This window comes from Acidisphaera sp. S103, assembly GCF_009765975.1.
In the GTDB taxonomy this organism is placed as follows: domain Bacteria; phylum Pseudomonadota; class Alphaproteobacteria; order Acetobacterales; family Acetobacteraceae; genus Rhodopila.
In genome coordinates, this window is sequence record NZ_LMUJ01000103.1 from 98,374 (window position 1) to 111,399 (window position 13,026).

Annotated in this window: 11 protein-coding genes and 1 pseudogene; 8 read left to right on the top strand and 4 right to left on the bottom strand. The window is 64.3% G+C overall.

What is annotated here, in order from left to right:
- The first annotated feature begins 17 nt into the window (after positions 1-17).
- Together GSQ89_RS34345 and GSQ89_RS34350 are read left to right on the top strand one after the other, a co-directional pair.
- Positions 18-1,172 carry a 2-aminoethylphosphonate--pyruvate transaminase gene (locus tag GSQ89_RS34345; RefSeq protein ID WP_254073510.1) on the top strand — a complete coding sequence of 385 codons (1,155 nt, stop codon included), beginning with the start codon at positions 18-20 and terminating at the stop codon, positions 1,170-1,172.
- Entirely contained in the window at positions 1,169-2,839 is a 1,671-nt protein-coding gene (locus GSQ89_RS34350; RefSeq protein ID WP_158932610.1) for a formate--tetrahydrofolate ligase, read from the top strand. The genes GSQ89_RS34345 and GSQ89_RS34350 overlap by 4 nt, the downstream gene beginning before the upstream one ends.
- Before the next feature lie 6 nt (positions 2,840-2,845).
- Here GSQ89_RS34350 and GSQ89_RS34355 read toward each other — a convergent pair whose 3' ends face one another.
- A complete protein-coding gene (locus tag GSQ89_RS34355; RefSeq protein ID WP_158932611.1) occupies positions 2,846-3,487 on the bottom strand; it encodes a hypothetical protein in 642 nt (213 codons plus the stop codon).
- 32 nt (positions 3,488-3,519) lie between these two features.
- Between GSQ89_RS34355 and GSQ89_RS34360 the strand changes: the two genes are divergently transcribed.
- From GSQ89_RS34360 to topA, 4 genes are read left to right on the top strand one after another with little or no spacing between them, the layout of a single operon-like run.
- Positions 3,520-4,092 carry a pyridoxamine 5'-phosphate oxidase family protein gene (locus GSQ89_RS34360; protein WP_158932612.1) on the top strand — a complete coding sequence of 191 codons (573 nt, stop codon included), beginning with the start codon at positions 3,520-3,522 and terminating at the stop codon, positions 4,090-4,092.
- A gap of 5 nt (positions 4,093-4,097) precedes the next feature.
- On the top strand, positions 4,098-4,712 hold the full coding sequence (plsY, locus tag GSQ89_RS34365) for a glycerol-3-phosphate 1-O-acyltransferase PlsY (RefSeq protein WP_254073511.1): 615 nt from the start codon (positions 4,098-4,100) through the stop codon (positions 4,710-4,712).
- 48 nt (positions 4,713-4,760) lie between these two features.
- A complete protein-coding gene (gene dprA, locus GSQ89_RS34370) occupies positions 4,761-5,885 on the top strand; it encodes a DNA-processing protein DprA (protein ID WP_158932613.1) in 1,125 nt (374 codons plus the stop codon).
- A 16-nt stretch (positions 5,886-5,901) separates the two neighbouring features.
- Positions 5,902-8,583, top strand: a complete 2,682-nt coding sequence (gene topA, locus GSQ89_RS34375) for a type I DNA topoisomerase (protein ID WP_158932614.1) — start codon at positions 5,902-5,904, stop codon at positions 8,581-8,583.
- Between the two features lie 302 nt (positions 8,584-8,885).
- Here the strand turns inward: topA and GSQ89_RS34380 are convergent, their stop codons facing one another.
- On the bottom strand, positions 8,886-9,458 hold the full coding sequence (locus GSQ89_RS34380; RefSeq protein WP_254073512.1) for an IS110 family transposase: 573 nt from the start codon (positions 9,456-9,458) through the stop codon (positions 8,886-8,888).
- 54 nt (positions 9,459-9,512) lie between these two features.
- The gene (locus GSQ89_RS34385; protein WP_158932615.1) at positions 9,513-10,316 is read right to left on the bottom strand and encodes a hypothetical protein; all 804 of its coding nucleotides are present in this window, start codon (positions 10,314-10,316) and stop codon (positions 9,513-9,515) included.
- A gap of 116 nt (positions 10,317-10,432) precedes the next feature.
- Here GSQ89_RS34385 and GSQ89_RS34390 point away from each other — a divergent pair, with 116 nt between their 5' ends.
- On the top strand, positions 10,433-10,693 hold the full coding sequence (locus tag GSQ89_RS34390; RefSeq protein WP_158932616.1) for a hypothetical protein: 261 nt from the start codon (positions 10,433-10,435) through the stop codon (positions 10,691-10,693).
- Positions 10,694-10,769: 76 nt separating this feature from the next.
- Here GSQ89_RS34390 and GSQ89_RS34395 read toward each other — a convergent pair whose 3' ends face one another.
- Complete coding sequence (locus GSQ89_RS34395) at positions 10,770-11,726, bottom strand: hypothetical protein (RefSeq protein WP_158932617.1); 957 nt, start codon at positions 11,724-11,726, stop codon at positions 10,770-10,772.
- Between the two features lie 360 nt (positions 11,727-12,086).
- Here GSQ89_RS34395 and GSQ89_RS34400 point away from each other — a divergent pair.
- Positions 12,087-12,928: pseudogene (locus GSQ89_RS34400) on the top strand (IS5 family transposase).
- The last annotated feature ends 98 nt before the right edge of the window (positions 12,929-13,026 follow it).

Below are 13,026 nucleotides of genomic sequence, written 5' to 3' on the forward strand. Positions count from 1 at the left end.
GAACCGCCGGGGCGTGGATGGATTTCTCGGTCCGCGCGTGCGAACGTCGCGGGATGTTGCTGCTGATCCCCGGTCCCGTCACCACCCGTCCCGAAGTACGCCAGGCGCTGACCCGGGACCTGGCCCCGTGGGATAACGAGTTCCGCCACTTTCTCACCCGCGTGCGGGAACGGATCCTGCGGCTGGCCGGCGGGGTGGAGGGCGTGCATGCGACGTTGCCGCTGCAGGGCTGCGGCCACTTCATTACCGAAGCGGCCGTGCGCACGTTCCTGCCGCCCGGCGGCCGCATCCTGATCCCGGCCACCGGCGCCTATGCCGACCATATGATCCGCCTGGTTCGGGAGGCTGGGCGCGTCCCGATATCCTTGCCGATGGGCCCGACTGACACCACTGATCCACAGGCGGTCGCCGCGGCGCTGGCGGCGGACCCGACGCTGACCCATGTCGGAATTGTCTATTCGGAGACCGGCAGCGGGGTGATCCACGACGTGCAGGCGGTCGGTGCTGTGGTGCGGGCCGCCGGACGGCGGATGATCATCGACGCTGTCTCGGCCTTCGGCGCTTTGCCATTGGATATGTCCGAACAGCCCGAGGTCGATGCCGCCGTCTTCTCCACCAACAAATGCCTGGAAGCGCTGGCCGGCGTCGCTTTCGCCGTGGCTCGGATCGATCGCCTGCTGGCGTGTGCCGGCAACGCGGGAAGCTGGTCGTTCGACCTGTCGAACGTCTACGACCACGCGATGCGCAATGGTTGGGGCAGTTTCCGCTTCACACCACCGGCACAGCTTCTCGCAGCGCTGGACGTCGCGCTGGACTATCTCGACGCGGAAGGCCAATCGGCCCGCCTGGCCCGCTACACCGCCAGTGCGCGCATCCTGTACGAAGGCATGCGTGATCTTGGGCTGACGCCGTGGCTGCCGGCATCGCGCCAGGGACCGGTGATCGTCGTCACCCACGCCCCCGCCGACCCGGCCTGGGACCTGCAGGCGTTCGTCGATGCGTTGAAACTTCGGGGAATTCTGATAAGCAACTTCTACAACACGCCATCACCCACGTTCCGCGTCGGTTGCATCGGTGCGATCACACCCGGCGACATGGCGGGTGCGGTTCAGGCCATGGACCACGTGTTGCGTGAACTCGGCATAAAAGACAGAGGGGCCATCCAAACATGAATCCGGATCTCGAAATCGCCCGCGCGGCCAAGCTGCGCCCAATTCAGGATATCGCTACCAAACTCGGCATCCCCGAGGATGCGGTCGAACCCTATGGCCGCCACAAGGCGAAGATCGGCCTGGATTTTATCAACGGCCTGGAATCGCGTCCCGACGGCGCGCTGGTCCTGGTCACCGGGATCAATCCGACCCCGGCCGGGGAGGGCAAGACCACCACGACGGTCGGCCTCGGCGATGCGTTGAACCGGATCGGCCAACGCACCGCCATTTGCCTGCGGGAACCCAGCCTGGGTCCCAGTTTCGGCATGAAGGGCGGCGCGGCGGGCGGCGGTTACGCCCAGGTCGTGCCAATGGACCAGATCAACCTGCATTTCACCGGCGATTTCCATGCCATCACCGCGGCCAACAACCTGCTGGCCGCGATGATCGACAACTCGATCTATTGGGGGAATCCGCTGGGCATCGATGCCCGCCGCATTACCTGGCGCCGCTGCATGGACATGAACGACCGAGCGCTGCGGAGCATCGTGGGCAGTCTGGGCGGGGTTGCGAATGGATTTCCGCGGGAAGACGGGTTCGACATCTCCGTCGCGTCAGAGGTCATGGCGGTGTTCTGCCTGTCGCGCGGGCTGCCGGACCTGCAGGCGCGCCTCGGCAAGATGGTCATCGGCCAGACCCGCGACGGCAAGAACGTCACCGCCGCCGACCTGAAGGCCGATGGCGCCTTGTCGGTGCTGCTGAAGGATGCTGTCGCGCCCAATTTGGTGCAGACGCTGGAGGGGTCGCCCGCGCTGGTGCATGGTGGCCCGTTCGCCAACATTGCGCACGGCTGCAACTCCGTCATGGCGACGCGGCTCGGCCTGAAACTGGCCGATGTGGTGGTGACGGAGGCCGGCTTCGGCGCCGATCTGGGGGGTGAGAAGTTCCTCGACATCAAGTGCCGGTCGGCTGGGTTGAAGCCGTCCTGCGCGGTGGTGGTGGCGACGGTGCGGGCGCTGAAGATGCATGGCGGCGTTGCCCGCAACGCGCTGGGGCCGGAGAATGTGGAGGCGGTGAAGCGCGGTATCGCCAACCTGCAGCGCCACGTCGAGAACATGCACAAATTCGGCCTGCCTGTGGTGGTTGCGGTCAATCACTTCACCTCCGACACCGAGGCGGAATTCGCCGCAATCAAGGATGCCATGGCGGCGATCGGCACCGAGGCCATCTCCTGCACCCATTGGGCGCATGGCGGCGCCGGCGCCGAGGCCCTGGCTCGGGCCGTGGTCAACCGGATCGAGGCGGGCGAGGCGGCCTACAAGCCGCTGTATCCGCTGGAGATGAAGCTGGCCGACAAGGTGCGCACCATCGCGAAGGAGATCTATCGGGCGTCGGATATCTCGGTGCCGGATGCGGTGGCGCGGAAGCTGAAGTCGTTCGAGGACGCCGGTTTCGGCGACGTCCCGGTGTGTATCGCGAAAACGCAGTACAGCTTTACCTCCGATCCCACGGTGATGGGTGCCCCGACCGGGCATGTGCTGCCGATCCGGGAGGTGCGGCTGTCCGCTGGGGCCGGTTTCGTGGTCGCGATCTGCGGTGACATCATGACCATGCCGGGACTGCCGCGCGTGCCGTCCGCCGAGGCGATCCACCTGCGCGAGGACGGGGAGATCGAGGGCCTGTTCTGACCGCCATCATGGTATGTCACCATGCGTTCGGAACTTCTCCATGGACTCGAGAGCATTGGTGACAACTGTGAGTTCGGCATCGTCCAGCGGCATCATGGGGTAGAGCCGCTGGGCCTGCTGCGGTGGGTGGGGCTGAAATTCGACATGCTGCTGAACGCCCTCGACGACGGATTCGCCGCGATGGGCCGAGTCGAGAATCTTCGACTGCGGACGCTCAACACCGAATACCTGGTGCTCGATATCAGCTACGGCATCACCTACCATCCGTTCGTCCACATCGACCGCATGACCCCCGACGAACTGATCGCTCGGGAGGTCGTGCGGATCGGCTTCCTGCGGGACAAATTCCTGGCCGACCTGCGGGAGGCACGGAAAATCCTGGTGTTCAAGCAGCAGGACAACCTGACCGAGGCAGCCGCCGGCGGCCTGCTGCGCTGGTTGGCCGCCTACGGGCCGAACAAACTGCTCTATGTCGTGGCGACGGACTCGAAGCGATGCGGCACTGTGGATCTGGTGGATAACGGTCTGGCACGCTTGGCGGCCCGTTTTGGCGTCAGTACCGACGCCGCATGCTGCGAAGAACCGCCAACCCGTGCTATCGTGCTGCGCCCCCAGTCCGTCAGCCCCTGTGGCTGGCCAGAACAGCACGGTCCAACACGCGGCGGCAGCGAGAGGAAGCCATGGCCAAGCAGTTTGCGCGTATCGAACCCGCTCATGCCGCCTTCATCGGCCAGCAGCATATCTTTTTCACGGGTTCGGCCGCCGCCACCGGCCGGGTCAACATCTCGCCACGGGAGATCGGTGCCTTTCGCGTGCTGGACCCGACTACGGTCGCCTACCTGGACCAGACCGGTAGCGGCAACGAGACCGCGGCGCATCTGCGGCTGCCCGGCCGGCTGACCATCATGTTCTGCGGGTTTGAGAACGTCCCGGTGATTTTGCGTGTATATGGCAAGGGGCGGTCCTTGCCGCGCGGCACGGCCGAATACGCTGCCCTGCTGGCAACCGGCTACGACAACCAGGAACCGCTAGGCGTCCGCCAGATCATCCGGCTGGATGTCGAACTGGTGCAGACAAGCTGCGGCTACGGCGTGCCGCTGTTCGACTACCGGGAAGAACGTCCCACGCTGCGGCGCTGGGCGGAGAACAAGGGTGAGGACGGCCTGGCGGCCTATCGCCGCGAAAAGAACGTCCGCAGCATCGACGGTTTCGACACCGGTGTCGCCGCCGGTCAACTCGCCCTTACGGATTAAGCCGCGTGATCTTCGACAACCTGCCACTGATTTTCGTCTGTGTCCTCGGCTACCTGCTGGGGTCCATTCCGTTTGGCCTGCTGCTGACCAAATCCGCCGGCCTGGGCGATATCCGCGGTATCGGATCGGGCAATATCGGCGCGACCAACGTGCTGCGGACCGGCAGCAAGGGCTTGGCCGCCGCGACCCTGGTGCTGGACGCGCTGAAGGGCGCCGCCGCCGTGCTGATCGCCCGGACACTGGTGTACGACCAGGATATCGTGCTGTTCGCCGGCTTGGCCGCTGTCCTGGGCCATTTGTTCCCGGTGTGGCTGGGGTTCAAGGGCGGCAAGGGCGTGGCCACCGGCCTGGGGGTCCTGCTCGCCGTCGCATGGCCTGCCGGGGTCGCCGCCTGCGCCATCTGGCTGCTGGTTTTCGCCGCCACAAGGCTATCGTCGCTGGCGGCGCTGGCGGCCTTCGCCTCCACCCCCTGCACCGCGCTGATCCTGGAAGATTTCAGCGTCGTTAAGCTTGCCTTTACCATTGCCGTGCTTGTGTTCGTCCGCCACCAGGCCAACATCCGCCGCCTGCTCGACGGCACCGAACCACGCTTCGGCCGCGGCAAAACGGGACACGCCTGACCTGGCCCGCCCGTATTTCCGCCGGCGGCACACAAGGACGCCGCCAGCATGTCAACTTGGACAAACCGGATCGATCACCTTCGCCTGATCCGCACCGACAGTGTCGGCCCGATCACCTACCGCCGCCTGCTCGACCGCTACCACACGCCCGCCGCCGCGCTTGACGCACTACCCCGGCTGGTTCGGGCCGGGGGAAAGACGACGACGCCGGCGATACCGCCGGCGCCGGAAGCGGAGCGCGAACTGGAACGCACCGACGCGGCCGGCGGCCGGATGATCTTCTTGGGCGACGACGATTATCCCCCCCTGCTGGCCATGATGGACGATGCGCCACCCTGCCTGATCGTCGGTGGTGACGCCGGATTGGCCCAGCAGCGTTGCGTCGCGACGGTGGGCGGCCGCAACGCCTCCGCCAACGGCCAGCGTATGGCGGAGACCCTGGCCGCGGATCTGGCCGCGTCCGTTGTCGTCGTCTCCGGCCTCGCGCGCGGCATCGACACCGCTGCGCACCAGGGCGCGATGCGCGCCGGCCGGACAATCGCCGTGGTTGCCGGCGGGATCGACCAGCCCTACCCGCCTGAGAACGCCGACCTGCATCGCCGCATTGCCGCCACTCACCTGCTGGTCACCGAAGCCCCCGTCGGCACCGTCCCACAGGCGCGACATTTCCCCCGCCGCAACCGGATCATCGCCGGGCTGTCCCTGGGCGTGGTGGTGGTGGAGGCCGCGCTGCGTTCCGGCAGCCTGATCACGGCGAGGCTCGCACAGGAGGCGGGGCGGGAAGTCTTCGCCGTTCCCGGTTCGCCACTCGATCCACGTGCCCGCGGCGGCAACGACCTGATCCGGCAGGGGGCGATCATGGTGGAGACCGCCGCCGACGTGCTGGACAACCTGCCGCCGGAACCGAGCGCCCGGCGGCCGCGCAGATCCGGCTTAGAGGAGCCGGAGCAAGCGTCGCTGGAGGGCTTCCGGGGAGCGGAAGACGGGCCGGATGCGCGCGCTCAGGTCCTCGCGTTGTTATCGCCGGAACCGACAATGGTTGACGATCTGGTGCGGCACTGCCACTTGTCCCCGTCCGTCACAATGGCGGTTTTACTGGAACTGGAGTTGGCGGGGCGTGTAGAGACCCTTGCCGGCAGCCGGGTGGCACTCTTGCCGGACGCGATTGAGTAGGATACCGCACCCATCAATGTCAGATGTCGTCGTCGTTGAATCCCCCGCCAAGGCCAAGACCATCAACCGCTATCTGGGTGGCGGCTACACGGTTCTCGCCAGTTTTGGACACGTGCGAGACCTGCCGCCGAAGGATGGCAGCGTCCGGCCGGACCAGGATTTCGCGATGGACTGGGAGGCTGACTCACGGGGCGACAAGCAGGTCGGCGCCATCGCCAAGGCGCTGAAAGGTGCCAAGACCTTGTATCTCGCCACCGATCCGGATCGCGAAGGCGAGGCGATTTCGTGGCACGTGAAGGCGATGCTGGGGGAAAAGAACGCGCTGAAGGGCGTAACGGTCCACCGCATCACGTTCAACGAGATCACCCGCAACGCCATCCGGTACGCCGTGGCGCATCCGCGAGACCTGGATCAGCCGCTGATCGAGGCCTACTTGGCCAGACGCGCGCTGGACTATCTGGTGGGGTTCACGCTGTCGCCGGTGCTGTGGCGCAAACTGCCTGGCAGCCGCAGTGCCGGCCGCGTCCAATCCGTGGCGCTGCGGCTGATCTGCGACCGCGAGGCTGAGATCGAAGTCTTCAAGGCCCGCGAATACTGGACCATTGAGGCGCTGTTCCTGACCCCTGGCGGTGCGCCCTTCACCGCGCGCTTGACGCACCTGAACGGCAAGCGGCTCGATCAATTCGACCTGAACAACGAAGTGCTCGCCCTGGCGGCGAAGGCCGCCGTCGAGGCCGGCGTGTTCACCGTCGGTTCGGTGGAGCGCAAGCGGGTCAAGCGCAATCCGCCGCCGCCGTTCACCACGTCCACGTTGCAGCAGGAAGCGTCCCGGAAGCTGGGGTTCGGGGCGCAGCAGACGATGCGGCTGGCGCAGGGGCTGTACGAAGGTGTCGACATCGACGGCGAGACCACCGGCCTGATTACCTATATGCGGACCGACGGCGTGCAGATGGCGGGCGAGGCAATCGCCAGCATCCGCGACCACGTCAGCGGCAGTTTCGGTGCCAATTATTTGCCCGCGGCGCCGCGGGAATACACCAGCAAGGCCAAGAACGCGCAGGAAGCGCATGAGGCGATCCGTCCTACCGACGTGACCCGCACGCCCGACCAGATCGTCCACGGCTTGAACAGCGACCAGCGCCGGCTGTACGAACTGATCTGGAAGCGCGCCGTGGCCTCGCAGATGCAGTCGGCGGAGCTGGACCAGGTCAGCGTCGATGTCGTTGATGGCAAAGGTGTGAAATTACGGGCGAACGGGTCGATCGTCGCCTTCGACGGCTTCCTGAAGCTGTACCGCGAGGACACCGACGACGCGTCGGACGAAGACGACAACCGGATGCTGCCGCCGATGAGCGAGCGCGATCCGCTGAAACGCCAGAAGGTGGATGCCAGCCAGCATTTCACTCAGCCGCCGCCGCGCTACTCGGAGGCCAGCCTGGTCAAGAAGATGGAGGAATTGGGCATCGGCCGCCCGTCTACCTACGCCTCCATTCTGTCGGTGCTGCAGGACCGGAACTATGTGAAGCTGGACAAGCGGCGCTTCGTGCCGGAGGACCGCGGCCGGCTGGTCACTGCATTCCTGGTCAGTTTCTTCGAACATTACGTCGATACCGGCTTCACCGCCGGGCTGGAGGAAAAGCTCGACGAGATTTCCGCCGGTCAGTTGGACTGGCGGACGGTGATGCACGCGTTCTGGGATGAATTTTCCAAGGCGGTCGAGCAGACTCGCGACCTGAAGATCAGTGACGTCATCAACGCGCTGGACCAGGACCTGGGTCCGCATTTCTTTCCGGCGCGGGAGGACGGTTCGGACCCGCGAATTTGTGCCGCCTGCGGCAACGGCCGGCTGGGTTTGAAACTTGGTCGTTACGGCAGCTTCATTGGTTGTTCGAACTATCCGGCGTGCCAGTACACCCGCCGGCTGGCGATCGACGCCGGCGAAGAGGGCGGCGAGACGCTGAAAGAAGGGATGCGGTCGCTCGGCCACCACCCGGATACCGGCGAGGAGGTCACTGTCCGCCGCGGCCCGTATGGGCTGTATGTGCAGTTGGGCGAGAACGGCGAAGACAAGAAGGTCCGTCCCAAGCGCACGTCGCTGGCACGCGGCATGGACGGCGAAAGCCTGACGCTGGACCAGGCGCTGGGCCTGCTGGCGCTGCCGCGCGAGATCGGGCTGCATCCGGAGACCAAGGAAAAGATCGAGGCTGGTATCGGGCGGTTCGGGCCGTACGTGAAGATGGGGGCGGTCTTCGGGTCGCTGGACAAAGACGACGACGTGCTGGCGCTGGGGTTGAACCGAGCGGTTGACCTGCTGGCGAAGAAGCTGGCGAGCGTGCGGACGATCGGGCCGCATCCGGGTGACAAGGAACTGGTCAGCGTGCGGAAAGGCCGGTTTGGCCCCTATGTCCAACACGCCAAGACGGTCGCCAACCTGCCGCGCGGCGTGTCGATGGACGATATCACGCTGGAGGAGGCGGTTGCGCTGTTGGCCGAAAAGGGCAAGGCGCTGAAGCCGCGTGGCGCGGCTGGCCGGAAGGGAAAGATGCCGGCGAAGGCCGCCGCGGCGGAGAAGGCGCCCCGCAAGGCGCCGGCCGTGAAGGCGGCGCCCGCGAAGAAGAAAGCCGCACCGAAGAAGAAGGCCGCTGCGAAATCGGGAGCCAAAGCCGGCGCGAAGATGCCGCGCCGGGCGGCAGAGTAAGTATTACCTCACGGAGGGCTCCGATAGAAAGTCGGTCTCCACGGCCGTTGATGTCATACCACGTGTGGACGGCCCGTGGGGTTCAAGGAGGGTTGGCAAGATTCTGACATTGGATCGAATGCGATCATATGTCCGGCCTTTGACGCAGGGCCATGCCCGCTGGCCCAGATGGGTTCCGCGAACGACATCCAAACAACCACGCGGTTTGTCATAACCACAGGTATCAACGGATTGTGCCGTTCGTCGGTTCGACCGATAGCCATCTCTTGTTTGCCCTCAAACCCCTGGCAGTCGCGCGCGGTTCAGGCGGCGACCGGCTGACGCCGGTATGCTTCCCCGCGCGACATCATCGCCCAGATAATCTGAGCGGTCTTGTTGGCCAGAGCGACCGCGGCCAGCTTGCGTGGCTTGCGCTCCAGCAGTTGCAGAAGCCACGCCGAGGCAGACGTGCTGCCTGGTTTGGCGAAGCGGACGACGGACGTGGCGCCAACAACCAGCAATTGCCGCAACCTTTCATTCCCGGCCTTGCTGATCTTGCCCATTCGTTGCTTGCCGCCGGTGGAATGTTCCTTCGGCGTCAGGCCCAACCACGCAGCGAAGTGTCGCCCGGATGCAAAGTTCCGTGGCTCCACCGTCAAGGCCATGGTGATCGCCCCGATCGGGCCAATCCCCGAGATCTCGGCGAGCAACTGGCTGACGGGGTTGGCCTTGTGTAGCGCGGCCAATTCGCCATCCAAAGCCCTCACGCGCTGATTCAGTGCGTCGATGTGCGCGCCCATCTGCTCGAACATCGCCTGGGCTGCGGCGGGGAGGGAGCTGTCCGCGGTCAGAACGCTCAGCAGCGCTATGACGTTGACTGTTCCTTTGGCAGCCACCACACTAACGCCGGGCCATAACGAAGCGAGAGTCGGCCTCAACCGCGGCTGATGTCAGTTCAGTGCGTCCATGTGCTGCAGGGCGTCGCGCAGCGGTTGGCTGGGTAAAGCCAGCAGCCCGTGATAGGGCGTGTCGAAATCCAAGATGATGTAGAGCGAGGACGCAACGGACAGGCCGCAGCACAGGATGGTCGCATAGACCACCCGGTTGCGTGGCGCGCTGAGGCCGAACATCGCGAACACCAGCATCAGCCAGAACACCAGCAATCCCAGGAATGGCCAGGAGACGGTGCTGTGCGCGGTTTCTATCAGTGTCCACCGGGTTTCCAGCGTGTTCGTCATGCGGCTGCGCAGCGCCGCGCTCACGTGCTCGTGGAAAAGGTCGCCGGATGGCAACATGTCGATCATCCGAGCCAAATCACTCAGCATGTCGCCAAGCTGCCGGCATTCGGTTGGAATGGACCGATCGCACGCCAGGTTGGTGGGATATCGTCCGGGCGGCATGGGTTCGTCGGGCCAAGTGTCGACGATGGCAGCCGCGGTATAGGCGCGCAGCAATGTTCGGGCTGCGTCGGCGTCCGGGCCGAACTCCCGAAGTCGCTGGTTCAGTTCGATCAATTGCACCGCATAGCCGCGCATGACGTCGGATTGGTTGTCGAAGCGGGCCTTCACACCGGCGGTCAGCAGCCCCAGCACCAAGGCGGCGAAGGTGACCAGCATGGTGATGACAAGGCGCATCGAATCGAGGGTGTCTCGATTGAAATGCCGATCGGACAGGGCGCGCCGCAGCCAGAACCCCACGACGCTGCTGCCGCAGAGCAGTCCGAGACTCAGCAGTGACTCCACAAGGGGCTGCATGGCCAGGCGAGATTATCCACACTGGACGATTTGCGCGACATTGGTACGCTCGATCTGGTTGAGTGCTGCCGCAGGCGTGACTGGCGTCTCACCCAGGCCCGCCTCATCTGAGTCTCATGACCAAACGCCGCAGCAGCACCCTGCCCGCCATGATGACCCAACTGACCCTGGCATCGTGGGAAACCATCTACCGTCGTTCACTGATGATGGCGCAGGGCACCTGCTCCGCCGCGGAATATCAGCGCATGGTCGTGGAAAAAGTCGCCGCCATGCAGGCATCGGCGCTCGCGCTGCTGACCGGCCGAGGCAATGCCGCCGTTCTTGCCCCGTATCTGGTCCGCTCCCGCGCCAATGCCCGGCGCTTGCGCCGGAAGTAATTCCAACCGGGGGACTGTCCAACCGTTGGGGGATCATGGTGCTTCGGCAAAGATCGGGTCTGTATTGGCGATCCGGTCAAACCGATGCCCAAACCCGGGACCGGGCGTGCCATTGTAGACCGCGCAACGAACTTGGAGCAGCAGATCGGCGCCATTTCGTGACCATCGCATCTGCTGGGATTTGTTCACGCGCCGATTGACCAGGAAGTTCGCTGTGCCCTCGGTGACCGAAGTTCCGACGCGCAGGCTGCACGGAAGCGTTTGGCATAGTCGACCAGCCACGCGGCTTGGCCTCTGAGATATTTATCGATTGCGTGCCACAGCTTGCGCGATGCCACGCCCTTCGCGCCCTGGCTGTGCCCCCCTTTGAAGACATGCATGACCTTGCGGATCCGGTTGATGCTGCGCTGGGCATTCTTCGCTTTGCCGTTCCAAATGCGCCAGTGCAGACATTCGCCTTCGCCGTCACCCGGTCAGGGCCGTCGGTCGACAAATTCCGAGCCGCCAGCTTCGTGTGTTGCAAACGCATCGCGATATGAAACCCGTCTGAAATCGGTGGTTGCGTGACTCCCGCGCTGGTCAGAGTCGTGCGCAGACCCGGACAACCACCGGGGAAAGCGGTCACCTTGGTGGCGTCGGTCCGGCCCGCGGTTTCAAGGGTTCGCTGGATCAGCGCGGTGATGTCGGTCTCGGATCTGGTGACGGCGCCAAAGACCTGACGGCCACCAGTCTCCGTTTCGATGTTGCCGACGCGGACCTCGCCGAACAGCGCCGCAACCCGGTGACGCCGCCAATCTTTCATGTGGCACCTTCCGCCGCATGACTGACAGTCCGGCCGAAAAATCGCATGGTGGCGGGCCTGCGCAGCGACGACCTCCTGTTGAACTTGCACCAGCAGCTGCTTCGCCTCGGCCAGCGTCAAACCTAAGTTCGGGATGTCACTGAGACCATCAGGTCGACTGGTCTCTATCACGTCGAACCTTCGAGACTGACCGTCCATCTCCGTCCCGACCAAACGCAGCGTCCATTCCATCCGCGAACCTCCAGCCGGCAACATACCCGACCGGTCGCATCGCTCCGATCATGATCCCCCAATCACTGGACGGTCCCCCATCGAGGTAAGCCGATCTCGCCTCATGCCTTATCATAACGGCTCAGGCGCGCACGTACGAGTGGTTTGTCGCCTTAATTAAACGACTAGTGAGTAACTATGCATACAAAGAACGGAGCGACGTCGTGCCGCCACCTTCGTCGTGAGGGTAATTTTCTGCGACTGCCGAATCTCAGTGTCTGTCCGGGATCAAAGCGAGTCATTGGAATCGGTTAAGGTGAGGGGTTGACCGGCTCGGATCGAATGTGAGTCCCTGCTAGGCCTCACTTGACGAGGTGCCTCATGTGGACCCCAGAGACCCGTCGCCTGCATGACCGCAAGGGCCTGCGCTACACCCATGACCTGAGGGATGAGGAGTGGGGCTTGATCGCGCCGCTGATACCCTCTGCCAAGCGAGGGGGCAACAAACGGACAGTGGATGTGCGGGAAATTGTCAATGGTATCATGTATATCCTTGGCACTGGGTGCCAATGGCGAGACATCCCGAAGGACCTTCCGCCGCGTAGCACGATCCATGGTTATCTTGATCGCTGGGACTACGATGGGACGCTGCAACGCATCCATCATGCGCTCTATGTGCAATGCCGGGAACTGGCTGAACGGGAAGCCAGCCCGACCGCCGCGGTGATCGACAGTCAAAGCGTGAAGAGCGCCGAAAAAGGGGGGCATGCATCGATCCGCATGGCTACGACGCAGGGAAGAAGATCAAGGGGAAGAAGCGGCATATCGTCGTCGATACAACGGGCCTGCTGATGCAGGCCATCGTGCATGCCGCCGACATTCAGGACCGTGATGGCGGAGCCATGCTGATGGCCACATTGTTCGGGTTGTATCCGTTTCTTCTGAAGCTTTTCGCCGATGGCGGATATCAGGGGCCGCGCTTTCGTGACGCCATGCAAACCATCATGGCTCAGGTCGATGTCGAGATCGTCAAGCGGTCGGACCCAATCAAAGCCTTCACCATTTTGCCCAAACGATGGGTCGTCGAACGGACCTTTGCCTGGCTCAATCGCTGTCGCCGCCTGGCCAAGGATTGGGAATGCCTAAACCGAAAGGCTCGCGCCTTCCTGCTGTTCGCATCGGTGCGCCTTATGCTGCGTAGACTTGCAAGATCAATGCGATGATCCCGGACTGTTGGGGTGGACGGCCCCACGGCATCAAGTGCCAGAATTGGGGCCGTTAGCAACCAAGACCGGAGCCGACCATGACCCAATATAAGCGC

Excerpts from the sequence above, each read along its gene's own strand:
- GSQ89_RS34345 (WP_254073510.1), top strand. The coding sequence starts at position 18 with ATGGATTTCTCGGTCCGCGCGTGCGAACGTCGCGGGATGTTGCTGCTG.
- GSQ89_RS34350 (WP_158932610.1), top strand. The coding sequence starts at position 1,169 with ATGAATCCGGATCTCGAAATCGCCCGCGCGGCCAAGCTGCGCCCAATT.
- GSQ89_RS34360 (WP_158932612.1), top strand. The coding sequence starts at position 3,520 with ATGGCCAAGCAGTTTGCGCGTATCGAACCCGCTCATGCCGCCTTCATC.
- dprA (WP_158932613.1), top strand. The coding sequence starts at position 4,761 with ATGTCAACTTGGACAAACCGGATCGATCACCTTCGCCTGATCCGCACC.
- topA (WP_158932614.1), top strand. The coding sequence starts at position 5,902 with ATGTCAGATGTCGTCGTCGTTGAATCCCCCGCCAAGGCCAAGACCATC.
- GSQ89_RS34385 (WP_158932615.1), bottom strand. The coding sequence starts at position 10,316 with ATGCAGCCCCTTGTGGAGTCACTGCTGAGTCTCGGACTGCTCTGCGGC.
- GSQ89_RS34390 (WP_158932616.1), top strand. The coding sequence starts at position 10,433 with ATGACCAAACGCCGCAGCAGCACCCTGCCCGCCATGATGACCCAACTG.
- GSQ89_RS34395 (WP_158932617.1), bottom strand. The coding sequence starts at position 11,726 with ATGGAATGGACGCTGCGTTTGGTCGGGACGGAGATGGACGGTCAGTCT.